Origin of the sequence: Mesorhizobium sp. M1273, from assembly GCF_040318195.1 — a bacterium.
Classification (GTDB): Bacteria; Pseudomonadota; Alphaproteobacteria; order Rhizobiales; family Rhizobiaceae; genus Mesorhizobium.
The window spans coordinates 1-23,260 of record NZ_JAMYLV010000011.1; the positions used below are offsets into that span (position 1 = coordinate 1).

Sequence of the window (23,260 nt, forward strand, 5' to 3'; positions counted from 1 at the left end):
GTGACATCAGAATCTTTGCCACTGGCCGGAAAAGTTGGCTGTTCAGCGATACCGTCGACGGAGCCAGGGCCAGCGCCGTCATCTACAGCCTGATGTTGACCTGTCGCGCTTGTGGCGTCGAGCCGTTAGCGTGGCTGCGCCACGTCCTCACTGAACTACCTCAGCGCCCCGAGAACGCAGCCATCGAGGATCTGCTGCCCTTCAACTTCGCCAAAGTAACAGCAGCCTGATCAGACCAGATACCGTTCCCGATTCGAAGGCCATCCGTCGAAAGCCCCCGCGTCAACGTGCAGCGAAAATAGCGCTTACGAACCAGGGAAAGCGTTTGCGCAAATCGGCTATGACGACAGTGGTCGAGAGAATGTCGCCCGAATTGTAGTCGGCCATGACGATATGAACGGCTTTGTCGGTATCAATACCGATTCCAAGCGGCGACTTGATCTGCCCCACGGAAGCCTCCACCCATCTGTCCCGGCAGACGATAGCAAGACTGCGGCAAAGCGAAAGAGCTTGTACGATTCCGTACGGTCCTACGGGTTGCGTTGCACTTTGCAGGACCCAGCCGGCGTCCTTTATTTAAATCATTTGTTTGGCTCGCGGCGGCTGTGGCCACTGCGACCAGGCAACCTCGTCGCAGCTTCCGCGTTGAGCCATCGAAGGGATGACATCAGCCTCGGAGAACCCCCATGAAAACGCTTCTATCCATCACTGCGGCAGCGATGATGGCCGGCGCGCCTTTGGCTGTTTTTGCCCAATCGGCGACGCTGACGCCGCTGACGACCGACACCATGAGCAAGGTTGACACCGCGACATTCGTCAAGACCGTGCCCATCGCCAATACATTTGAAATCGAATCGAGCCGACTTGCGCAGACGCAGGCGACGGCTGACGATGTGAAGGCCTTCGCGGCGCAGATGGTCACGGACCATACCAAGGCCGGCGAGGACTTCAAGGCGGCGCTCAGCAAGGGGCAGACGACTTCGGCCACCGCGCCGGCCGGCCCGTCGCTGGACACCAAGCACCAGGCGCTGCTCGACCAACTCAAGGAGGCCAGCGGGGACAGTTTCCAATCGAAATATATCGACATGCAGACCCAGGCGCATAAGGAAGCGGTGGCGCTGTTTTCCGCTTACGCGAATTCCGGCGACGATCCCGCGATGAAGGAGTTTGCCAAGAAGACGCTGCCGGTGCTGCAAATGCACGAACGTCACGTCAAGGACCTCGCTGCCGCACATCAATGAGAGCGAAGAGTGCCTTTTGCAAACGAAAGGCCGCCCCACACACGGCCTGTGTGACGCGGTTGTCGTCCGGCCACACGGCCGGGAACAAAGCACCGAGAGTGCCGTTATTTACCCGGCTTGTTCGGGGAGGATCCAATGGAAGGCGGCGTTCGCGGGGCGTCAAGGATAGTAGCGCCGGCTTTCGGCGCCGTCCTGGTCGCCGCTGTCACAGGCTGAAATCGCTTTCCGAACGGGACAGGCTGCCTTCATGCGCTACGGCGAGATATTTGCAAATGTTACGGCACTCATGTTGCTGGCCTTGATGATTGGCGGCGTCTTCGTCCTGTTTGGAGAGCCGCTGTGGCCGCGGCACTACGCGAGAATGGTGCTGGTTACGGATATCGATGCCATGACCACCGCGTCAGTCCGAACAAGCTGCCTGCCCAGTCCCTGCCTGCCCGACACCATCGATCATACCGTGCTCACTCCTCGCCCCGAGGACGGACCTTGATTTGCGATTTGCAGACGCTGGAGCTGGGTACGGAAAAGCCCGCCGCGCAGCTCGGGCGGCGGGCTTTTTTGGTGAATCAACCCACGGTAGACCGTCTGGCCACGACTAGGTCAGGATAATCACGATCTTGTAGGTATTCGGGTCGACGATGACGATCCGGCCGTCGGCGAGCACGAAATACTCATAGCCTTCGTAAGCCGGAACGATCTTGACGATGCGCGCCGGCAGGCGATGCAGCCGGACCTTCTTTCGCGGGACCTCGACACCGACGGAGATGTCGAAATCGACGTTGGAAACGGGTTGGACGTTCGTCTCCTTGATGACCTGAGTGATCTCTGTCTTCTGCTCAACGGTCACATTGCTGATGGAAGCGGTCGAACTCTGGTCCTGCTGGGTAGAAGTATTGCTCTGAGCCTGGTTTGTGGTCGTGGTCCCAGCCTTACCCTGAGCCTGCTCTTCGGTCTGCATCTTGGAGCTGCCCTGAGCCTGCTCGGTGGTGGTGGTTCCAGCCTTGCCCTGGGCTTGCTCCTCGGTCTTCATCTTCGTGTTGCCCGTGGCCTGCTGGTCAGTCGTGGCGCCAGCCTTGCCTTGGGCCTGCTCTTCAGTCTTCATCTTCGTGTTGCCCGTGGCCTGCTGCTCAGTCGTAGCGCCAGCCTTGCCCTGAGCCTGCTCGCCGGTCTTCAGCTTCGGTTTGCCCTGCGCCTGTTGATCAGTGGTGGCGCCGGCCTTGCCCTGAGCCTGCTCGCCCATCTTGGCGCCGTTCTGGCAATTGGCAGTGCCGGCTGCACAATTGGCGCCGGACTGATCGTCGGTCGACTGCTGCGTCTGGGCAAGTGCGGCCCCGCAGCTGACGCTGATTGCTAACATGCTGGTGATCAGAACGCCTTTCATGAGAGATCTCCTTGGAAAACGCGTCCCTTCACCCCGCAAAACTGCGTCTAAAAAACTTTGTTCCAAACTAATGGAAGGGAAACGGCAAGCGATCCGAGTGGCGGAACAAGCTCCACCTGATGACGTTACCGGCCTATAGCGACCCCGCTGCGAACGGCATGACGCGGCGCAGCGCAGAGGTGGCTCACGAGGAAAGGAGACAATCATGAGAATGCATCTTTCCGCGGCCGCGGCTGGGTTTTTGCTGCTTGCGGGTGTCGGCGCCGCTGCCGCTCAGGACGTGGTCATCGAACCGCAGCAGGAGACGATCGTACGCGAGTATGTGAAAAAGCAGCCTCTGGCGTCCGTCCAGCTCCCCGGCGTGGAGCTCAATGTCGGCTCGACCCTGCCCGATACCGTCGAGCTTCATGAGGTTCCCGACGTCAAATACCGCTATGTCGTCGTCGACAATCGGACCGTCCTGGTCGATCCTGGCACGCGCAGGATTGTAAAGGTCATCGAGTGAGCAAGCGCGTCGCTTTGAAGGGACATGCGGCGCGTCCAGCATTGTCGACATCCCGACGCAGAAAGGCCCGCCGTTTCGAAGCACGGCGGGCCTCATAGCGGAGACGAGGTCCGGACAATTTCTGAACCAGCATTGGCTTAGAACGCATGATCCCAGCACGCCCTGTGCTCGCCAGGCCCGAAACTTTGAGAGAATATTCCTGGCTTCGCATCTCGCGGGAAATACGGTGCTTTGATCCGGCGGTCAGCATTCCCGATGATGCCAGCAAGGCTTGGCACTCCGCCTGGCCGCAACGACTTCAGAACCGACGGGATAGATCATGTCTGGGAACACCAACACTTTGCACTCATTTCTCTCCGCAAGTATAAACCGGCGCGCCGGTCTGGCTGTACTTTTCGCGTCGGCGGTTGGGATTGTCGGCCTTGCTGCGCCGTCGTTCGCCGAAGACAAGACGGCGGTCAAGGTCGGCATCATGAGCGGCGAGGACGAGGATGTGTGGCGCGTCGTCACCGCCCAGGCGGCGGAGAGGGGGCTGACGATCGAGACCGTGGTGTTCAACGACTACACCCAGCCGAATGAAGCACTCGAGCGTGGCGAAATTGACGCCAACGCCTTCCAGCACAAGCCCTATCTGGACAACCAGATCAAGGCGCAGGGCTATCACATCGTCCCGGTCGGCTATACCGGGGTCTGGCCGATCGGCCTCTATTCCAAGAAGTACACGAAGATTGCCGACCTGCCCGAAGGCGCCGTCATTGGCGTGCCGAACGACCCGTCCAATGAGGGCCGCGCACTGCGCGTTCTGCAGAGCGAAGGTCTGATCAAGCTCAGGGAAGGCACCGGCATTCTGGCGACGACCACCGACATTGCCGAAAACCCGAAGAAATTGGTCGTCAAGGAGCTTGACGCCGGGATTGTCGGGCGCTCGGTGGAAGACCTCGACGGGGCCGTGGTCAACACGGATTGGGCGCTTAAAAGCGGCCTCACACCGGAGAACCGCATCGCCCAGGAGGCGGTGGCCGACAATCCCTACCGCAACTTCATCGCGGTCAAGGCCGGCAATGAAAACCAGCCCTGGGTAAAGACATTGGTCGCCTCCTACCAGAACGAAAAGGTGAAGGCCGAATTCGACCGAGTCTACAAGGGAACCGGCATCAGCGCCTATTGATGCCGAGCTCGACTTGGCGCTGAAGCCCGGCATGATAAAGCGGTCCGCGCTCCAACGCGGACCGCGATCGCGTTTTGCGGGACACCAATACAGGAACTTTCATGAACCAGCATTTCGCCACGGCTGCCGAAGTCATGCATCCCGCCGGCAGCCGTTCCGCCGGACCGAACGACGTCGTGCGCCTCATCGAGCTGAAGCGCCGCTTCGGCGCGACGGCGGCGCTGGACGGCGTATCGCTCAGCGTGCGCCAGGGCGAGATCCTCGGCATCATCGGCCGCAGCGGCGCCGGCAAGTCGACGCTGATACGCTGCCTGAACGGCCTGGAGCGGCCGGATACAGGACAGGTCTTCATTGAAGGCCGCGACATCAGCCGGCTCGGCGAGCGCGAATTGCAACCGCTGCGCCGGCGTATCGGCATGATCTTCCAGCATTTCAACCTGCTGTCTGCCAAGACGGTCGAAGACAACGTAGCGCTGCCGCTCAAGATCGAAGGCCGGCCCAGGGCCGAACGCCTGGCGCGCGCCGCCGAGCTGCTCGAGCTCGTCGGGCTGTCGGAGAAGGCGAAAGCCTATCCGGCGTCGCTGTCGGGCGGGCAGAAGCAGCGTGTCGGCATTGCCCGGGCGCTTGCGGCGCGCCCGGCGCTACTTTTGTCCGACGAAGCGACCTCGGCGCTCGACCCGGAGACGACGCGCTCCATCCTCGCCTTGCTGAGGGACATCAACCGGCAGCTCGGCCTGACCATCCTGCTGATCACGCATGAGATGGAGGTGATCCGCTCGATCGCCGACCGGGTCGCGGTGATCGACGCTGGGCGGATCGTCGAGCAAGGGCCGGTGTGGTCGGTCTTTGCCGACCCGAAATCGGCGATCACACAAAGCCTGCTCGGCGGCATCCGGCCGCAATTGCCGGCGGAGATCGCAAGCCGGCTAACGCAGAACGCCGGCGTGGAGGCGATCCTCAGGATCGACGTGGCCGGTGAGGCCGCCCGAAGCCCGCTTTTGTCCGATCTTGCCTCGGCAGTTCCCGGCTCGTTCCGCCTCGTGCATGGCGGCATCGATCACGTCCAGCAGCAGCCTGTCGGGACACTGTTCGTGGCGGTCGCCGGCAGCAATGAAGCTCACCTGGCAGAGGTGATCGCGTTCTTGAAAGCCCGCCAAGCGCGGGTGGAGGTGCTTGGCCATGTCGCCGGTTCTGTTTGAGCTTCTCGTCCGTTCAATCTGGGAAACGATCCTGATGACGGCCGCCTCCGGCCTCGTCTCGCTGGTTTTCGGGCTGCCGCTCGGCCTGGCGCTGGTCGCCACCGACCGCGGCGGCATCGCCGAAAACCTGTGGGTGAACCGCGCGCTTGGCGCTGTCATCAACGGCTTCCGCTCGGTGCCTTTCATCATCCTGCTGGTTGCGCTGATCCCGGTGACGCGGCTGATCGTCGGCACCTCGATCGGCACCTGGGCAGCGATCGTGCCGCTGTCGATCGCGGCGACGCCTTACTATGCCCGGATCGCCGAAGTGTCGCTGCGCGAGGTCGACCATGGGCTGATCGAGGCAGCACGCGCCATGGGCGGCAACCGCTGGACGATCATTCGCGAGGTGCTGGTGCCGGAAGCGTTGCCCGGCATCGTCGCCGGCTTCACGGTGACGCTGGTGACGCTGATCGGCGCCTCGGCCATGGCCGGTGCCATCGGCGCCGGCGGTCTCGGCGACCTCGCCATCCGCTACGGCTACCAGCGCTTCGAGACATCCGTCATGATCGCCGTGGTCATCGTCCTGATCGTCCTGGTCTGCGGCATCCAGTGGGCCGGCGACCGGCTGGTCGCGAGGCTGGACCACAGAGCGTGACCGGCGAACCGCGGCCAATCAACGCCTTTAATTTCCGGGAAAGTTCAGATTGTTCTCGATGGTCTCGCTGGCCCAAGCGAGCTTTTCGCGATCGTCGGGGCGCAAGGGAGCCTCGACCGCGACGGTGAACAAGTGCCAGGCGAGACTGTCGGATAGAAGCCATGTGGTGACCTGTTCGCTGAAGATCACGTGCCCCTTATCGAGTGTCTTGATGTTGCCGGTAATCAAGTCCGCACAGTGCAACATGGCCTCCGGGTAAGGGCTATCACGCCATGCCGCTAATGCAGCTGCTACATCCATTCCGGCAAGCACTATGCCCTCCAGCCAGGGAACCGCGTTCCCTTCATCGGGATGCATGGTCATCGCTTTTCGCCAGGCAGCCTGAAACAGCACCTCGACAGCCTGCTGTTCTTCCAACGGCCAATCACGCCAGGAGGTCCTTTCGAGCTTTGCGGCAATCACGTTGGCGTCGAACCCCATCGAAGGTTCGCCTTGGATGGCAAGTTCAAGCACTCTCGGCAGAAAGTGCCGGTAGTCATCGACGTCGCCGACCGTCCATATGGCCGATCCGGCATAGGCGCCGAGGTTTTCACCACTGAGCTCCCGAAGCGGACCACTGGATACTCCTCGAAAGATCGATTCCAAATCCTTGTACGGCGAGCCATGCAGGTGGCGGGGCGATGGATAAGACTCGAAAGCGGCATAGACGCGTTCGACTGCGTGGGCCAGTTCAGACGAGAGATCAGCCTCCAGGGGATTTGGGTTGCTCATCCGCTACGACTCCGAACAGGTCCCTGGCTTGCTCGGCGGTATAGTACCCTAGCTTGACATCCCGAGCGACCAATTGCGGATCGCGCTGCAACGGATCGCCGTAGCCGCCGCCGCCCGGTGTGCCGACGCGCACGCGGTCGCCTGCCTTCAACGCGATGTCCTGTTCCTTGGAGAGGTGCGGCGGCACATGTTCCTCGCCGTTGCGGAACACGGTGACCGTGTTGACCGCGCCGTCCTTGCCGCCGAGCGCGCCTTGCGGGCCGAAGCGGCCGTGATCCATGACGAAAGAGGCGCGGGCGTCGCCGCGCAGGATCTCTACCTCATAGGCGAGCCCAAACCCGCCGCGGTGCTTGCCGGCGCCGCCCGAGCCTTCGCGCAGCGCATAATGCCGGTAGAGCACCGGGAAGGCCTGCTCCATGATCTCGACCGGCGGCGACTTGGAGATGCCGATGGTAGAGCAGCCATTGGTCAGGCCGTCGTGACCGGCATTGCCGCCATAACCGCCGCCGGAGATCTGGTACATGACATAATCGCGGCCACGGACCGGATCGTTGCCGCCGAGCGCGAAATTGCCGCTGGAGCCAGCCGGAGCCGCCGTCACCCTGTCCGGCAGGGCCTGCACCATCGCCGCGAACACCGCCTCGGCGATGCGCTGCGAAACCTCGGCCGCGCAGCCCGACACAGGGCGCGGATATTTGGCGTCGAGGAAGGTGCCTTCCGGCCGCTTGACGATCAGCGGTTCGAAGGCGCCGGCGCTGATCGGCACGTCCGGGAAAATATGGCGCATGGCGAGATACACCGAGGACAAGGTCGTCGCCAGAACGCTGTTCATCGGCCCGGCGCAGGGCTGTGATGAGCCCGAGAAGTCGAAGCTGAGCGTGTCGCCTTGTTTCTCGACTGCCAGCGCGATGATCAGCGGCTCGTTTACCACGCCGTCTGAATCGACGAAGGCCTGTGAGCGATAGATCCCGTCGGGAATGGCCGATATGTTGACGCGCATCTGTTCAGCGGCGCGGCGGCGCAGTTCGGCGATCGCATCGACGACCGTTTCATCTCCGTAACGATCCAGGATTCCGCTAAACCTGTCCTGGCCGATCAGCAGTGCCGCCGCCTGCGCGCGGATATCGCCAATGCGCTGGTCGGCGACACGGATGTTGGAGCAGATGATGGCGTAGATCTCAGGGTCGAGCACGCCCTTCTTGAACAGTTTCACCGGCGGCAACCGCAGGCCTTCCTGCTCGACCGCCGTTGCCGAGGCGGAGAATCCGCCCGGCACCGAACCGCCAATGTCGGGCCAATGGCCGGTGTTCGAAAGCCAGCAGAATATCCTGCCGTCGCGGTAGACCGGCATGGCGAAGCGCACATCCATGAGATGGGTGCCGCCGAGATAGGGATCATTGACGATGTAGATATCGCCCGGCTCGGGCGGCAGGCAGCGTCCGTCGGCGATCATCTCGATCACGGTTTTGGTCGAATACTGCATGACGCCGACGAACACCGGCAGGCCCTGGCTGCCTTGCGCGATCAGCGAACCATCGAGCGCCGAATAGATGCCATCCGAACGGTCATTGGCCTCGGCGATGACAGGCGAGAACGCGGCGCGCGAAAATGTCAGGTCCATTTCGTCGCAGACTTGCTGTAGCGCCGCCTGGATGACCGAAAGGGTGATGGCGTCGAGTTTTTCCATCTCAGGCCTCGCCGATATCGATGATGATGTTGCCGTCGGCATCCGATCGCGCCCGGTCGCCGGGCTCCAGCACAGTCGTCGCGTCCATCTGTTCGAGGATCGCCGGCCCCATGATGACTGCGCCGAGCGGCAGCTTTTCCCTGCTGTAGACCGGCGTATCGTACCAGCGCCCGCCATACCAGACCGGCCGGATTTCGCGCCGCGCCTCTTCGAGCGTTTTGGCGCGCCCAGCCGGATCGATCAGCCGGGACAGATCGATGGTCGGCCGCACGCCGGTGACCGAGGTGTTGAGATTGACCAGATTGGCGCGGATCTCGGGTAGCTCGACCTTGAAGCGGGCGAAATAGGCCTTCTCGAACAGTTGCTGCAGTCCCTCGCGTGTCATCGCAGACGACGGCAGCGGCACGTTTATGATATGCGTCTGGCCGACGAACTGCATGTCGGCGGAATGCGTGAAACGGATTGCTTCCGGCTTCACCGCTTCCTTGCCGATCAGCTCCTCGCCTTCGTTTCGGTGCCGTTCCAATGTCTCGTGGAGCTGGGTTTCATCGAGACTGGCCACCGGCTGGTTGACCGTGTTGACGAAATCATGGCGCAGATCGGCGACGACGCAGCCGAGAGCATTGGTGATGCCCGGCCGCGCCGGCACCAGCACTTTCGGCAGGCCTAGTTCGCGCGCCAGTGCCGTCGCATGCAGCGGCCCGGCGCCGCCGAAGGCGAACAGCGCGAAATCGCGCGGGTCGTGGCCGCGCGACACCGAGACCATGCGAATGGCGCCGGCCATCTTCACGTTGCCGAGCCGCAGCACCGCACCCGCCGCCTCGACGCCGGACAGGCCGGTAGGTTGGCCGATCCTGTCCTCGAATATGCCGGTGACCCGTTCGACGGTGACCGGGTTTTCCACCGCAAGCAGCTTTTTCGGCGCCAGCCGGCCAAGCACCAGATTGGCGTCGGTGATGGTCGGCTCCAAGCCGCCGCGTCCGTAGCAGATTGGCCCGGGATTGGCGCCGGCGCTTTCCGGGCCGATCTGGATCAGGCCGGCCGCATCGACGCGGGCGATCGAGCCGCCGCCGGCGCCGACCGTATGCACCGCCACCATCGGCACGTGGATCGGCATCGCATATTCGATCTCGATCTCGTTCGACACCGCCGGCTCGGCGTTGCGGATCAGCGCCACGTCGGTTGAGGTGCCGCCCATGTCGTAGGTGACCAGATTTTCGAAGCCGGCGCGTTTTCCGGTATAGGCGGCAGCAATGACACCGGAAGCGGGGCCGGACATGACGGTCTTGGCCGACTCACGTGTGACAAAGCGGGCTGAGATCATGCCGCCATTGCCGTTCATGATCAGAAAGTCGCGGGCGTAGCCTTTTGCAGCCAGCTCCTTGCGCAGCCGTTCGACATAGCGTTCGAGGATCGGCTGCACCGAAGCGTTGACCGAAGCGGTCACCCCGCGCTCGAATTCGCGCGCTTCCGAAAGCAGGGCGTGGCCTGTCGTGATGTAGCCGTTCGGCCAAAGCTCGGCCGCTATCTCGGCGGCGCGCCGCTCATGCGCCGGGTTGGCGTAGGAATGCAGGAAATGGATGACCAGGGATTCGCAGCCGGCTGCGATCAGTTGTGAAATCGCTGTCCGCATCTCGGCCTCGTCGAGCGGGATGCGCACCGCGCCCGAGGCCTCGACCCGCTCCGACACTTCGAGCCGCAGATTGCGCGGAATGATCGGGACGAAGGTGCCCGTCATGCCATAGGCCTGCGGCCGTGTCCGCCGGCCAAGCTCGATGACGTCGCGAAAGCCGCGCGTGGTGATCATGCCGGTCTTGGCCAGCCGGCGCTCCAGCACCGCGTTGGTGGTGGTCGTCGTGCCGTGCACGATGAGGTCGATGCCGTCGACCGGAAATCCGGTGGCGCCAAGTGCCGAAACGACGCCGAACGCCTGGTTGTCGACTGTCGTCGGGGTCTTGGCGATGTGCACCCGGCCACCGTCACGGCCGTCGATCAGAAGCAGGTCGGTAAAGGTGCCGCCGACATCTATGCCGGCGACGACGCCGCCAGTTGAATCCAGCGCTTGCGCCGAAAAATTCTGTCCCATTGTCGAAACCCGAAATGCCCGAACTGCCTAGATGCCTTAGTTTGGAAAGCTGTTTTACGGTGGCGTCTTGACGCAAATATCGTTTGTATACTAATAAATTCCGGACACAAGAGCTTACCGCTTCGGAGTGTGCAAACGGCACGCTGGAACCTGACCGGTTCGGGCGCGCAGGTGGAGATTTGGCGCCGGCGCTGAGCCGGCCCAGAAGGTTAGGTTTGATGAACACCACATCCGCGTTCAACACAGCCGGCGCCCGGCCGCTGCAGTTCCCGATACCGGCCAATGTCTATGCCGAAACCGTGGTCTCGGTGAAGCATTATACCGACCGGCTGTTTTCGTTCCGCATCACCCGGCCGCAGTCGCTGCGCTTCCGCTCCGGCGAATTCGTCATGATCGGCCTGCCCAATGCCGAGAAGCCAGTGTTCCGCGCCTATTCGATCGCCAGCCCGTCCTGGGACGACGAACTCGAATTCTTCTCGATCAAGGTGCCGGACGGCCCGCTTACCTCGGAGCTGCAGAAAATCGGGATCGGCGATACAGTCATCATGCGGCAGAAGTCGACCGGCACGCTGGTGGTCGACGCGCTGACGCCGGCCAAGCGCCTGTTCATGATCTCGACAGGTACCGGCATCGCACCCTTCGCCAGCCTGCTGCGCGATCCCGACACCTATGAGAAGTTCGAGCAGGTGGTCCTGACCCATACCTGCCGCGACAATGCCGAGCTCACCTACGGCCAGGAGCTGGTGACAGCGCTTGAGAAGGACCCGCTGATCGGCGAACTGACCGGCGGCCGCGTCACGCTGTATAATTCGACGACGCGCGAGACCTCCGTGCGCATGGGCCGCATCACCGCGCTGATCGGCTCGGGCAAATTCTACACCGATCTCGGCATCGACAGGCTCAATCCCGAGACCGACCGCATCATGATCTGCGGCTCGATGCATATGCTCAAGGACGTCAAGGAACTGGCCGAAAGCCTCGGCTTCCAGGAAGGCTCGCTGCACCATCCGGCAAGCTTCGTCGTCGAGCGCGCCTTCGTCGGCTGAGACGCGCAGCTCAGCGTCCACTGGTTCGAGACCCTGATTTTGATCATGCGGTCAAAAATCGGCTGCCTTGACCGCCTTTTTCCGCTATGACTGCTTGAAGGACTCGTGAAGCGCTGCTTCACGGTCTATCTTCGGCATAAGTCGCTGAACAAGGGGCAGGAGATGAGCAGCACAATCCGCGAAACCGATCTCGGCACGTCCAAGATCACGCCGCTGCCGGCGCGCGCCGCCCCCAATGCGCCGATGCCGCAAGCCCATGGCATTGCTCGCAATCCCGGCATGAGGCTCGATCTCGGCTTCATGGAATCGATGCGCGGCGTCAACCGCTCGGCGCTGGAACGCCGCGTCGCCAGCCTGACCAAAAGACGCTCGATCAAGGCCGGTAACCAGGCGGCCTGGCTGCTGCGCGCCGTCGCCTGCATGGACCTGACGACGCTGAACTCGAACGACACGGAAGAGCGCGTGCGCAGGCTCTGTGCCAAGGCAGTCAACCCGTTCCGTCGCGACATCGTCGAGGGGCTGGGCATTACTGGTGAAAAGATCCGCCCGGCGGCGGTCTGCGTCTATCATCCCTTCGTCGCCACCGCCGTAGAAGCGCTGCGCGGCAGCGGCGTCCATGTCGCCGCCGTTTCGACCGCCTTCCCGCATGGCCTTGCACCGCTTTCGACGCGCCTGCAAGAGATCGAAGCATCGGTCCGCGACGGCGCCGACGAGATCGACGTCGTCATCCCGCGCGGCCTGGTATTCGGGGCGAAATGGCAGGAGCTTTATAACGAGATCGTCTCGATGCGCGCCGCTTGCGGCGAGGCGCATCTGAAGGTGATCCTCGGTACCGGCGACCTCGCCACGCTGCGCAACGTCATGCTCGCCTCGATGGTGGCGATGATGGCGGGTGCAGATTTCATCAAGACCTCGACCGGCAAGGAAAGCGTCAACGCGACGCTGCCGGTCGGCCTTGCCATGGTGCGCGCTATCCGCGCCTATTTCGAGGAAACCGGCTATCTCATCGGCTTCAAGCCGGCCGGTGGCATTTCCACGGCAAAAGCCTCGCTCGATTGGCTGGTGCTGATGAAAGAAGAACTGGGCCGGCCGTGGCTGGAGCCGGAGCTGTTCCGTTTCGGAGCATCGAGCCTTTTGACCGATATCGAGCGCCAGCTCGAGCATCATCTGACCGGCCACTACTCGGCCAATCATCGCCACGCGATGGCGTGATTCGGAGCACTTCATGAACATCCTCGAACGCTATCACGCCATGGAATACGGCCCGGCGCCGGAGGCGCGCAACGAGGCCGATGCGTGGCTTGCCGCGCGGGATTTCGGCAAAGCGCTGTTCATCGGCGGCGACTGGAAGGCAGCCAGCGGAGGCAAAACCTTCGACACCAGCGATCCGTCCTCGGGAAAGCTGCTGGCCAAGGTGTCGGATGCCGGTGCCGCCGATATCGACGCGGCGGTTGCGGCGGCCACAAAAGCGCTGCCGAAATGGAGCGCCAGCACCGGATATCAACGCGCCAAAGTGCTCTACGCCATCGGCCGCGCCATGCAGCGCCACCAACGGCTGTTCGCGGTGCTGGAATCGATCGACAATGGCAAGCCTATCCGCGAAAGCCGCGACATCGACGTGCCGCTGGCGATCCGCCACTTCATCCATCATGCCGGCTGGGCGCAGGCGCTGGACAGGGATTTTCCCTGCCACAAGGGCGTCGGCGTCGTCGGCCAGATCATCCCGTGGAACTTCCCGCTCTTGATGCTCGCCTGGAAGATCGCGCCGGCGCTCGCTGCGGGCTGCACCGTGGTGCTCAAACCCGCGGAATTCACGCCGCTCACCGCGATCCTGTTTGCCGAGATCTGCGGACGCGCCGGCGTGCCGAAGGGCGTCGTCAACATCGTCCAGGGCGGGCCGGAGGCGGGCGCGACCATCGTCAACCATCCCGGCGTCCAGAAGATTGCCTTCACCGGTTCGTCCGAGGTCGGCAAGATCATCCGCAAGGCCACTGCCGGCTCGGGCAAAAAACTGTCGCTGGAGCTTGGCGGCAAGTCGGCATTCGTCGTTTTCGAGGATGCCGACCTCGACAGCGCCGTCGAGGGTCTGGTCGACGGCATCTGGTTCAACCAGGGCCAGGTGTGCTGTGCCGGCTCGCGCCTTCTGGTGCAAGAAGGCATCGCCGACGCCTTCGTCGCCAAGGTCAAGACGCGGATGAGCCGGCTGCGCGTCGGCAGTCCGCTCGACAAGAACACCGATATCGGCCCGCTGGTCGATTTGACTCAGCTCGATCGCGTCAAGGGCCTGATCGCCGAAGGCGCCAAGCAGGGCGCGATCTGCTGGCAGCCGGACTCGGCACTGCCCGCCGCGGGCTATTACCATCTGCCAACGCTGGCGACAGGTGTTTCGCCGGCTAACATCCTGGCACAGGAAGAGGTGTTCGGGCCGGTGCTCGCCACCATGACCTTCCGCAACACCGAGGAAGCGATCGAGCTCGCCAACAACACACGCTATGGCCTGGCCGCTTCGGTGTGGAGTGAGAACATCAATCTTGCCCTGCACGTCGCGCCGCAATTGAAGGCCGGCGTCGTCTGGGTCAACGGCACCAATATGTTCGACGCCTCCTGCGGCTTCGGCGGCTACCGCGAGAGCGGCTTTGGCCGTGAAGGCGGGCGCGAGGGCATGTTCGAATATCTCTCGGCAAAACTGCCGCTCGGCCCGATCATCAAACCGGCAACGTCTTCGGCCCAACCTGTCGAGCAGGCGGAAGGTGGCGCCATCGACCGCACGGCAAAGCTGTTCATCGGCGGCAAGCAGGTCCGGCCGGACGGCAATTATTCCTTCGCCATCGCCAGCGCCAAGGGCAAGCTTGCCGGCGAGATCGGTCTCGGCAACCGCAAGGATATCCGTGACGCCGTCGCGGCCGCGCGCGCCTGCAAGGCCTGGCCGGAGGCGACCGCCTACAACCGCAGCCAGGTGCTCTATTACCTGGCCGAAAACCTTTCCGGCCGCGCAGACGAGTTTGCCGCCCGTTTGACCCAGCTCACCGGCGCGACCGCCAAGGCGGCGCGTGACGAGGTCGAGCTGTCGATCGAGCGCCTTTTCCTCTATGCCGGCTTGGCCGACAAATTCGAGGCCCGCGTCCACCAGCCGCCGGCCCGCGCCGTCACATTGGCGCTGCACGAGCCAGTCGGCGTCGTCGGCATCATCGCGCCGGACAATGCGCCTCTGCTTGGCCTGATCTCGCTGGTGGCGCCGGCGCTTGCCATGGGCAACACCGTAGTCGCAGTGCCATCCGAAAAATACCCGCTGCTTGCCACCGACCTCTACCAGGTCATCGAATATTCCGACGTTCCCGCAGGCGCCATCAATATCGTTACCGGCCGTAGCGCCGAACTTGCCGGCGTATTGGCCAAGCATGACGATGTCGACGGGCTCTGGGTGTTCGCCGATGCCGAGACTTGCGCCAAGGCCGAGGCCGAGTCCATCGGCAATCTCAAACGCGTCTGGACCGGCAACGGCCACAGCCTCGACTGGCCCTCGAACGAAGCAGCCGGCGATGCCTTGCTGCGCCGTGCGATCGAGGTCAAGAACGTCTGGGTGCCCTACGGCGACTGAGTGTCCCGGAGGGACGTCCGGGCTTGACGGGCCAACAAATGTTCTTTACCGAGAAAAAACATTTGGTTGGCAGGGCGAATATCGAAACAGGCGGGATGGTACTGCCCGGCTGGCACATTGCGCCCCGGCCTTGTGCCGGTAAAAAGCCGAACGATCACAGACGGGCGAGGAGAGAAGCATGGCGGATCTGACAGGCAAGATCGTTGTCGTCACGGCGGCGGCGCAAGGCATCGGCCGGGCAAGTGCGCTGGCTTTCGCCAAGGCCGGCGCCGTCGTCCATGCCACCGACATTAACGAGGTGGTGCTCGCCGACCTCGGCAAGACGCCCGGTATCAAGACCCGCAAGCTCGACGTGCTGAACGACGAGGCGGTGAACGCCGCGTTTGCCGAGATCGGCGCCGTCGACGTGCTGTTCAACTGCGCCGGCTTCGTCCATTCCGGCTCGATCCTCGAGATGAACGACGGCGACCTCGACTTTGCCTATGATCTCAATGTCCGCTCAATGATCCGCACCATCCGCGCCGTGCTGCCCGGCATGCTGGAGCGCGGCGACGGCTCGATCATCAACATGGCGTCGCTGGCCAGTTCGACCAAGGGCGTGCCGAACCGCTTCGTCTATGGCCTAACCAAGGCAGCCGTCATCGGCCTGACCAAGTCGGTCGCCGCCGACTATGTCGGCAAGGGCATACGCTGCAATGCGATCTGTCCGGGCACGGTCGAAAGCCCGTCGCTGCAGGACCGCATGCATGCGCAGGGCGACTACGAAGCAGCTCGCGCCGCCTTCATCGCGCGCCAGCCGATGGGCCGCCTCGGCACGCCCGAGGAAATCGCCGACCTCGCCGTCTATCTGGCCGGCGCCACCTATACGTCGGGGCAGGCTTATAATATCGACGGTGGCTGGTCGATCTAAGAGGCCATTTGAAAACCCTACTCCGCCGGGCGCCTGACGCGGCTTTCTGCGCTTCCGGTGCTCACGTACTTTAAGTACGCTCCGCTCCGGTTCTCGAAACCCACGCCATTCGCCGCAGCGGAGCGAGTTTGCAAACGGCCTCTGGTCGCAACTGGGAGAAAACTGCATGAAACTGCTGCGCTATGGCGAGGCGGGGAGCGAACGCCCCGGCCTGCTCGATGCGGATGGAACGATCCGCGACCTCTCCGCCCATGTCACCGACATTGCCGGCAAGACGCTCGATCCGGCATCGCTCGAGACATTGTCGAAGCTCGATCCGAAAACGCTACCGGCGGTTTCCGGCAAGCCACGCATCGGCGCCTGCGTCGCCGGCACCGGCAAATTCATCTGCATCGGTCTCAACTATTCCGACCATGCTGCCGAAACCGGCGCCACCGTGCCGCCGGAGCCGATCATCTTCATGAAGGCAAGCTCGGCTATTGTCGGGCCGAACGACGACGTGCTGATCCCGCGCGGCTCGGTGAAGACCGACTGGGAGGTCGAGCTCGGCGTGGTGATCGGCAAGACTGCGAAGTATGTCACCGAGGCCGAGGCGCTGGATTATGTCGCCGGCTATTGCGTCGCGCACGACGTCTCCGAGCGCGCCTTCCAGGCCGAGCGCCAGGGCCAGTGGACCAAGGGCAAGTCCTGCGACACGTTCGGGCCGATCGGCCCGTGGCTGGTGACCAAGGACGAGATCAAGGACCCGCAGAACATCCCGATGTGGCTGACGGTCAACGGCAAGACCATGCAGAACGGCTCGACCAAGACCATGGTCTTCGGCGTCGCTTATCTCGTCTCCTATCTCAGCCAGTTCATGTCGCTGCACCCGGGCGACATCATCTCTACCGGCACGCCGCCCGGCGTCGGCCTCGGCATGAAGCCGCCGGTCTTCCTGAAGCCCGGCGACGTGGTCGAGCTCGGTATCGAAGGGCTGGGCATCCAGAAGCAGACGTTCAAGGCGGATGCGTAGGCGCTCTTCCTTCTCCCCTTGTGGGAGAAGGTGGATCGGCGCGCAGCGCCGAGACGGATGAGGGGTGCTGGAAGAAACGCGACGAGAAAACATCGAAGGATTTCCGTCGCTTACGCCTTCAGCGTAGCGATCGTCCAACACCCCTCATCCGACCGAGCTTCGCTCGGCCACCTTCTCCCACAAGGGGAGAAGGGGAGTCGGCACCTGCGCTATTTCAGCACCTTCCCATCGGCCCCAAACCGGTATGTCTTTGCCGGATCCGGCGTCGCGTAGAGCGTGGCACCCGGTTCGGCGTTATAGACGCCGAAGATGCGCACTGTGATCAAACCGGCCTTCTGGCAGTCGAGATAGAGATTGGTGTCGGCGCCAAGATGCTCGGCATGGACAACCGTGCCTTTCCAGGCACCGGATTTCGGATCGACGGTCAGGTGCTCGGGACGGACACCGATGGTCTTGGCCGTCTCGCCAAGCCTGGCCCCGTCGACGAAGTTCATCTTCGGTGAGCCGATGAAGCCGGCGACGAATTCATTTGCCGGCGAATTGTAAAGCTCCATCGGTCCGCCGATCTGCTCGATCTTTCCCGCGTTCAGCACGACGATCTTGTCGGCCAGTGTCATCGCCTCGACCTGGTCGTGGGTGACATAGATCATCGTGGCCTTCAGCCGGCGATGCAATTGCGCGATCTCCAGCCTGGTGTTGACGCGCAGTGCGGCGTCGAGGTTCGACAGCGGCTCGTCGAACAGAAAAAGCTTGGGCTCGCGCACCACGGCGCGGCCGATGGCGACGCGCTGGCGCTGACCACCGGAAAGCTCGGCCGGCCGCCTCGAGAGGTAGGGCTCCAGCGACAGCATCGAGGAAGCGATGCCGATGCGGCGGTCGATCTCGGCCGCCGGCGTGCCCGCCTGCTTGAGGCCGAGGCCCATGTTGTTCTTCACCGTCAGATGCGGATAGAGCGCATAGGTCTGGAACACCATGGCGATACCGCGCTTGGCCGGCGGCGTTGCGGAGACGTCCGCACCGTCGATGACCACGCGGCCCGAGGTTGAGTCCTCCAGCCCGGCAATGACCCTGAGCAGCGTCGACTTTCCGCAGCCGGATGGACCGACGAAGACGACGAACTCGCCATCCGTCACCTCGAGGTTGATGCCCTTCAGCACCTCGACCGGCCCGAAGGCCTTTTTGACATTCTCGATATTCAGCGAGCCCACGGCGTCGTCCCTGTTCTAGAGTTTCACGGCGAGGCCGCTGCGCACGCTCTCGTCTGCGGCAAGGCAGACGGCGAGCGACTTCACCGCGTCGTCCATGTGACGGGTCAAGTCCAGATCCTCGCGGACCGCCTTCAGCACAAACGCCTGTTCCAGGTCGCAGAGGTCCTGATGGCCGGGCTCGCCTTGCATCGACAGCATTTCGTCCGGTTTGGCGAATTTGCCGTCGGCTCCGGTCGCCGCGCTGTGCAGGCGGATGGTCGAGGTCTTGGTGTGGGTGTCGATGTCGTCGGACCTGACACCCTCCTTCATGACGATCGACACGCAGCCATTGGGCGAGATCACGTCCTTGACGAAGAAAGCCGTCTCCGAAATCATCGGCCCCCAGCCGGCCTCGTACCAGCCGACCGAACCGTCGTCGAATAGCACCTGCAGATGACCGTAATTGTACATTGACGGCGCGATCTCGTCGCTCAGCCTCAGCCCCATGCCGCGCACCTCGACTGGCCTGGCGTCGGTGATCTGCAGCATCACGTCGAGATAATGCACGCCGCAATCGACGATCGGCGATGTCGTCTGCATCAACTGCTTGTGCGTCTCCCAGCTATGGCCGGAGGATTGCTGGTTGAGGTTCATGCGGAACACGTAAGGGCCGCCGAGCTTGCGCGCCTCGGCGATCAGCCGGATCCAGGACGGGTGATGGCGCAGGATGTAGCCGATCACCAGTTTTTTGCCGTTGGCCTTGGCTGCCGCGACCACGCGCTTTGCATCGGCGACCGTCGTTGCCAGCGGCTTTTCGACGAAGACATGGCAGCCGGCCTCGAATGCACTGACCGCATAGTCGGCATGGCTGTCGGAATAGGTAGCGATGCAGGCGACATCGGGCTTTTCGTCGCGTAGCGCCTCGTCGAAGGAACGCCGGATGGCGTAGGTCGAAAGCCCTTCCGGCAGCGGCACATCGGAGCGGTTGACCAGCGCGGCGATCTGGAATCCCGGATTGGTGTGATACGCCAACGCATGGCTGCGCCCCATATTGCCGAGGCCGGCGATGACAACGCGAAGGGGTTGGTCCATTTCAGTTTGCCTTTAGTAGAGCGCGGGCTTTCAGGTCCATCCTAATACTCGATCCATACTCACTGGCGATCTGCAGAGCAGCCTTTTCGCTTTCACAACGTGCCAGAAGTCCGAACCCGTATGTATCGACTCCCTCTTTGATCAGAGAAGACCTCCGGTCGTCCGGCAACGGACGATCCAGATCCAGCGCCTCGGTGAATGCCTTGGATTGCTCGCTAACCATCAGGGAGTTGACACGCCAGACGATATGACAGTTGTATTCCTTCGGTCGACGCTCGATCCCGAACCGAGTCAGCCAGACAGCTGCATTGAGATAGAACTGCGGTCCCCAGGCAGACTTCTGAAGGTTAAGCAGACAGACCGTTTCCGGCCATTCGCGATAATAGTTTGTTTTGCGAACGCCGCGGAATCTGTGGCGGATTGCCGACTCGGTGAGGCCTCGACTGATCGCGTCCCGACCCTCACTCACTTGACCGCTCCCGAAGTGATGCCGCGGATCAGCTGCCGCGAGAAGATGACGTAGAGGATCAGCACCGGCATGATCGCCAGCGACAGTGCCGCCAGGATGGCATTCCAGTTGGTGACGAACTGGCCGAGGAACAGTTGCGCGCCGAGCGTCACCGTCTTGGTTTCCTCCGACGGCGCCAGGATCAGCGGGAACCACAGATCGTTCCAGATCGGGATCATGGTGAAGACGGCGACCGTTGCCATAGATGGCCTGACCAGCGGCAACACCAGGCGGAAGAAGATGGTGTATTCCGATAGCCCGTCGATGCGGCCGGCGTTCTTCAGGTCGTCGGAGACCTGCTTCATGAATTCCGACAGGATGAAGACGGCAAGCGGCAGGCCCTGCGCCGTGTAAACCAGGATCAGCGCCGTCAGCGTGTTGACCAGCCCGCTCGCCACCATCAGCTGCAGGATGGCGACGGTGCCGAGGCGGATCGGGATCATGATGCCGAGCGCCAGATAGAGCCCCATCAGCGAATTGCCGCGGAAGCGGTATTCCGACAGCGCGAAGGCAGCCATGGCACCGAACAAAAGCACGAAGAACAGCGAGGCGACGGTGACGACAAGGCTGTTCTGGAAATAGTGGATGAAGTCGCCCTGGCCGATCACCGTGGTGTAGCCGATCAGGTCGAAGGTCCCTGGCGTCGGCGGCGTCAGCGGCGCGCCGAAAATCCCTGCGCGCGATTTGAACGAATTCATGATCACGAGGATCACCGGAAACAGCGCGATTGCGGTGTAGGTCAGAAGGATCGCATGCGCGCCGATGGTGCGGGGCAGCGAGCGGGTTGCGGTGCTCATGGTCGCGCTCCCCTAAAACTGGTAGCGACGCAAGCGCGTCTGTACGAGGAACAGATAGACGCAGACGCCGCCGAGGATGATCAGGAACATCATCGTGGCGATCGCCGCGCCCATGTTGGGATCGCCGACCTGCAGCTGGAAACCGAAGAAGGCGCGGTAGAGGAAGGTGCCGAGAATATCCGTTGAATAGTTCGGCCCGGCCAGCGCGCCTTGCGCGGTGTAGATCAGGTCGAAAGCGTTGAAGTTGCCGACGAAGGTCAGGATCGAGATGATGCCGATCGACGGCAGGATGAGCGGCAGCTTGATCTTCCAGAACTGCGCCATCCCAGTGATGCCGTCGCATTCGGCCGCTTCGATCACCTCTTCGGGAATGGACAGCAGTGCCGCATAGATCAGCATCATCGGGATGCCGACGAACTGCCACACCGAGATCAGGCTGAGCGCGGTCAGCGCATATTGCGCCTTGCCGAGCCAGGGCGTGAACAGGCTTTTCAGGCCGACAAGGTCCATCATATGCGGCGCCACGCCCCATAGCGGCGACAGGATCAGCTTCCAGGCGAAGCCGACGATGACGAAAGACAGGATCGTCGGCACGAAGATCGCCGTGCGGTAGAAGGCGGAAAACCGTAGCCTGGGGCTGGACAGAAGTGCGGCCAAAAGGACGCCGATCGGGTTCTGCACCAGCATGTGGATGATGAAGAACCAGACATTGTTCCTGAGCGCGTTCCAGAAATTGACCGACCAGTTGGGATCACCGAACAGCATGCGGAAATTTTCCAGTCCGACGAAGACCTGCGACTGGTTGATGTTGCGGAACAGCGACAGCTGCAGCGTGCCGGCCAGCGGCAGGATCATGATCGCCGTATAGACCAGCAGCGCCGGCGCCAGGAAAACGCCGATATGCCAACGGAACGGTCTTTTCGGTGCTGCGGCCATGCGTTCGGTCCCCGCCGATCAGGTCTTGCTATTGCCGCCAAAGGGCGCGGCGCCTCCCTCCCCCTCGAGGGGAGGGTACCTCGCAAAGCGAGGCGGGTGGGGTCGGCAGAGGAGCACGCCATCGTCGTTCGACCGTGCTTTCCAGCAGCGATCAAGCCGCAGTCTGCCTCGACCGACCCCCTCTGTCGCCTTCGGCGACATCTCCCCCTCGAGGGGGGAGACAACGCTTCGCCGCGCTTTACTTCGCCGGCTTGTACCAGCTGTCGAGGCCGTCCTGCAGCTTCTTGGCGGCAGCTTCCGGCGTGTCGGTGCCGTTGATGACGTTGGCCGATTCAACCCACGTCTCGTTTTCGAGGTTCGGCGTGCCGCGCGACAGGATCTGGTAGGTCGAGCGGATCGTCGACTTGCACTTGCCGCGCCAGGAGACGAATTCCTGGGCCAGCGGGTCTTCCATCTTCACCGGGGTGTTGTTCAGGCTGAAGAAGCCCGGCAGCGCGTTGGCGTAGATGGTGGCGAAATCCGGCGAGGCCACCCAGGACAGGAAGGTCTTGGCCGCATCCGCGTTCTTCGAGGCCGCATTGAGGCCCATGCCGATGTCGGTGTGGTCGGAGATGTAGCAGGTGTCGCCGGCCTTCTGCACCGGCGGCGGGAAGGCGCCCATCTTGAACTGCGCCTGCGTGTTGAACAGGCCGATCTCCCACGAGCCGGCCGGGTAGATGGCGGCGCGACCGAGCGTGAACAGGTTCTGGCTGTCCGGATAGGTCTGCGCCTCGAAGCCGTCGCCGAGGTAGTCCTTCCACTTGGCCAGTTCCTTGAAGGGCTCGACCCACTGCGGATCGGTCAGCTTCTGCTCGCCCTTGATCAGCGCCAGGCGGCCTTCCTCGCCCTTCCAGTAGTTGGGGCCGATGTTCTGGTAGCCCATGGTCGCCGCTTCCCAGAGGTCCTTGGTGCCCATCGCCATCGGGATGTAAGTGCCGTCGGCCTTGATCTTGTCGAGCGCGGCGAAGAATTCGTCGCGCGTCTCCGGCACCTTGATGCCGAGCTTGTCGAAGGCGTCCTTGTTGTAGATGAAGCCATGGATGACGGAGGCCATCGGCACGCAGAAACTCGACTTGCCGTCGTCGGTCTGCCAGGCGGCCTTGGCGACGTCGGAGAAGTTCTCCATGCCGGGCAGGGTCGAGATGTCGGCGAGGTTGCCCTTCTTGAAGAGTTCCAGCGACTTGTCGAACGGGCGGCAGGTGATCAGGTCGCCGGCCGAGCCGGCGGCGAGCTTGGCGCCGAGGGCGGCGTCATATTCGGTCGGCGCCGACGGCGCGAACACCACCTTGATGCCCGGGTTCTTGGCTTCGAAGGCCGGGATCAGCTTGTCCTTCCAGATGGCAAGGTCGTCGCCGCGCCAGCTTTCGATGTTGAGCGTTACGTCGTCGGCATAAGCCACCCCGGCGGAGCCGAGAATGCTGGTGCCGAGAAGAAGTGCCGTCAGTAGCTTCGTTGTCATG

At 62.8% G+C, this 23,260-nt stretch carries 23 protein-coding genes; 12 read left to right on the forward strand and 11 right to left on the reverse strand.

Features of this window, described 5'->3' with window-relative positions:
* A partial coding sequence (locus NKH30_RS13940) for a transposase domain-containing protein (protein ID WP_352995847.1) occupies positions 1 to 230 on the forward strand: 230 nt, incomplete at its 5' end.
* Positions 231 to 282: 52 nt separating this feature from the next.
* Here the strand turns inward: NKH30_RS13940 and NKH30_RS13945 are convergent.
* Complete coding sequence (locus NKH30_RS13945) at positions 283 to 450, reverse strand: hypothetical protein (RefSeq protein ID WP_352995848.1); 168 nt, start codon at positions 448 to 450, stop codon at positions 283 to 285.
* A gap of 236 nt (positions 451 to 686) precedes the next feature.
* Here NKH30_RS13945 and NKH30_RS13950 point away from each other — a divergent pair, with 236 nt between their 5' ends.
* Positions 687 to 1,241: a DUF4142 domain-containing protein gene (locus NKH30_RS13950; protein ID WP_352473087.1), complete on the forward strand. Its 555-nt coding sequence runs from the start codon at positions 687 to 689 to the stop codon at positions 1,239 to 1,241.
* 247 nt (positions 1,242 to 1,488) lie between these two features.
* Complete coding sequence (locus NKH30_RS13955; RefSeq protein WP_352473088.1) at positions 1,489 to 1,731, forward strand: polymerase; 243 nt, start codon at positions 1,489 to 1,491, stop codon at positions 1,729 to 1,731.
* A gap of 105 nt (positions 1,732 to 1,836) precedes the next feature.
* Here the strand turns inward: NKH30_RS13955 and NKH30_RS13960 are convergent, their stop codons facing one another.
* On the reverse strand, positions 1,837 to 2,622 hold the full coding sequence (locus tag NKH30_RS13960; RefSeq protein WP_352814090.1) for a DUF1236 domain-containing protein: 786 nt from the start codon (positions 2,620 to 2,622) through the stop codon (positions 1,837 to 1,839).
* 205 nt (positions 2,623 to 2,827) lie between these two features.
* On the opposite strand from NKH30_RS13960, the gene NKH30_RS13965 reads away from it, so the two are divergent.
* The 4 genes from NKH30_RS13965 (at position 2,828) to NKH30_RS13980 (ending at position 6,131) form a co-directional block, all read left to right on the forward strand.
* Entirely contained in the window at positions 2,828 to 3,127 is a 300-nt protein-coding gene (locus NKH30_RS13965; protein ID WP_352473090.1) for a DUF1236 domain-containing protein, read from the forward strand.
* 319 nt (positions 3,128 to 3,446) lie between these two features.
* A complete protein-coding gene (locus NKH30_RS13970) occupies positions 3,447 to 4,295 on the forward strand; it encodes a MetQ/NlpA family lipoprotein (protein WP_352995850.1) in 849 nt (282 codons plus the stop codon).
* A 101-nt stretch (positions 4,296 to 4,396) separates the two neighbouring features.
* Positions 4,397 to 5,494 carry a methionine ABC transporter ATP-binding protein gene (locus NKH30_RS13975; protein WP_502911466.1) on the forward strand — a complete coding sequence of 366 codons (1,098 nt, stop codon included), beginning with the start codon at positions 4,397 to 4,399 and terminating at the stop codon, positions 5,492 to 5,494.
* Positions 5,475 to 6,131, forward strand: a complete 657-nt coding sequence (locus NKH30_RS13980; RefSeq protein WP_352820853.1) for a methionine ABC transporter permease — start codon at positions 5,475 to 5,477, stop codon at positions 6,129 to 6,131. The genes NKH30_RS13975 and NKH30_RS13980 overlap by 20 nt, the downstream gene beginning before the upstream one ends.
* Before the next feature lie 27 nt (positions 6,132 to 6,158).
* Here the strand turns inward: NKH30_RS13980 and NKH30_RS13985 are convergent, their stop codons facing one another.
* Genes NKH30_RS13985 through NKH30_RS13995 form a run of 3 tightly spaced genes read right to left on the reverse strand, consistent with a single transcriptional unit; the run spans position 6,159 to position 10,675 of the window.
* A complete protein-coding gene (locus NKH30_RS13985) occupies positions 6,159 to 6,902 on the reverse strand; it encodes a hypothetical protein (RefSeq protein WP_352995852.1) in 744 nt (247 codons plus the stop codon).
* Positions 6,874 to 8,589: a hydantoinase B/oxoprolinase family protein gene (locus tag NKH30_RS13990; RefSeq protein ID WP_352995854.1), complete on the reverse strand. Its 1,716-nt coding sequence runs from the start codon at positions 8,587 to 8,589 to the stop codon at positions 6,874 to 6,876. Before NKH30_RS13990 ends, NKH30_RS13985 begins: the two co-directional genes overlap by 29 nt.
* A 1-nt stretch (position 8,590) precedes the next feature.
* Positions 8,591 to 10,675 (reverse strand): hydantoinase/oxoprolinase family protein, encoded by a 2,085-nt coding sequence (locus NKH30_RS13995; protein WP_352995856.1) that lies wholly within the window; start codon positions 10,673 to 10,675, stop codon positions 8,591 to 8,593.
* A gap of 218 nt (positions 10,676 to 10,893) precedes the next feature.
* Here NKH30_RS13995 and NKH30_RS14000 point away from each other — a divergent pair, with 218 nt between their 5' ends.
* The 5 genes from NKH30_RS14000 (at position 10,894) to NKH30_RS14020 (ending at position 17,241) form a co-directional block, all read left to right on the forward strand.
* Positions 10,894 to 11,721 (forward strand): ferredoxin--NADP reductase, encoded by an 828-nt coding sequence (locus NKH30_RS14000; protein WP_352771472.1) that lies wholly within the window; start codon positions 10,894 to 10,896, stop codon positions 11,719 to 11,721.
* A 162-nt stretch (positions 11,722 to 11,883) separates the two neighbouring features.
* The gene (gene deoC, locus NKH30_RS14005; protein WP_352995858.1) at positions 11,884 to 12,933 is read left to right on the forward strand and encodes a deoxyribose-phosphate aldolase; all 1,050 of its coding nucleotides are present in this window, start codon (positions 11,884 to 11,886) and stop codon (positions 12,931 to 12,933) included.
* A gap of 13 nt (positions 12,934 to 12,946) precedes the next feature.
* The gene (locus NKH30_RS14010; protein WP_352995860.1) at positions 12,947 to 15,319 is read left to right on the forward strand and encodes an aldehyde dehydrogenase family protein; all 2,373 of its coding nucleotides are present in this window, start codon (positions 12,947 to 12,949) and stop codon (positions 15,317 to 15,319) included.
* A gap of 178 nt (positions 15,320 to 15,497) precedes the next feature.
* Positions 15,498 to 16,229: an SDR family oxidoreductase gene (locus NKH30_RS14015; protein WP_352995862.1), complete on the forward strand. Its 732-nt coding sequence runs from the start codon at positions 15,498 to 15,500 to the stop codon at positions 16,227 to 16,229.
* A 166-nt stretch (positions 16,230 to 16,395) separates the two neighbouring features.
* Entirely contained in the window at positions 16,396 to 17,241 is an 846-nt protein-coding gene (locus NKH30_RS14020; RefSeq protein ID WP_352995864.1) for a fumarylacetoacetate hydrolase family protein, read from the forward strand.
* A 209-nt stretch (positions 17,242 to 17,450) separates the two neighbouring features.
* Here the strand turns inward: NKH30_RS14020 and NKH30_RS14025 are convergent, their stop codons facing one another.
* The 6 genes from NKH30_RS14025 to NKH30_RS14050 form a co-directional block, all read right to left on the reverse strand.
* On the reverse strand, positions 17,451 to 18,449 hold the full coding sequence (locus tag NKH30_RS14025) for an ABC transporter ATP-binding protein (protein WP_352971564.1): 999 nt from the start codon (positions 18,447 to 18,449) through the stop codon (positions 17,451 to 17,453).
* A 15-nt stretch (positions 18,450 to 18,464) separates the two neighbouring features.
* Positions 18,465 to 19,520 (reverse strand): Gfo/Idh/MocA family protein, encoded by a 1,056-nt coding sequence (locus tag NKH30_RS14030; protein WP_352995866.1) that lies wholly within the window; start codon positions 19,518 to 19,520, stop codon positions 18,465 to 18,467.
* Position 19,521: 1 nt separating this feature from the next.
* The gene (locus NKH30_RS14035; protein WP_352614241.1) at positions 19,522 to 19,989 is read right to left on the reverse strand and encodes a DUF4304 domain-containing protein; all 468 of its coding nucleotides are present in this window, start codon (positions 19,987 to 19,989) and stop codon (positions 19,522 to 19,524) included.
* Positions 19,986 to 20,825, reverse strand: coding sequence for a carbohydrate ABC transporter permease (locus NKH30_RS14040; protein WP_023718923.1), 840 nt, complete (start codon positions 20,823 to 20,825; stop codon positions 19,986 to 19,988). The genes NKH30_RS14035 and NKH30_RS14040 overlap by 4 nt, the downstream gene beginning before the upstream one ends.
* Before the next feature lie 12 nt (positions 20,826 to 20,837).
* Complete coding sequence (locus NKH30_RS14045) at positions 20,838 to 21,761, reverse strand: carbohydrate ABC transporter permease (RefSeq protein ID WP_023718922.1); 924 nt, start codon at positions 21,759 to 21,761, stop codon at positions 20,838 to 20,840.
* A 238-nt stretch (positions 21,762 to 21,999) separates the two neighbouring features.
* The gene (locus tag NKH30_RS14050) at positions 22,000 to 23,259 is read right to left on the reverse strand and encodes an ABC transporter substrate-binding protein (RefSeq protein WP_352449606.1); all 1,260 of its coding nucleotides are present in this window, start codon (positions 23,257 to 23,259) and stop codon (positions 22,000 to 22,002) included.
* Position 23,260: the final 1 nt, after the last annotated feature.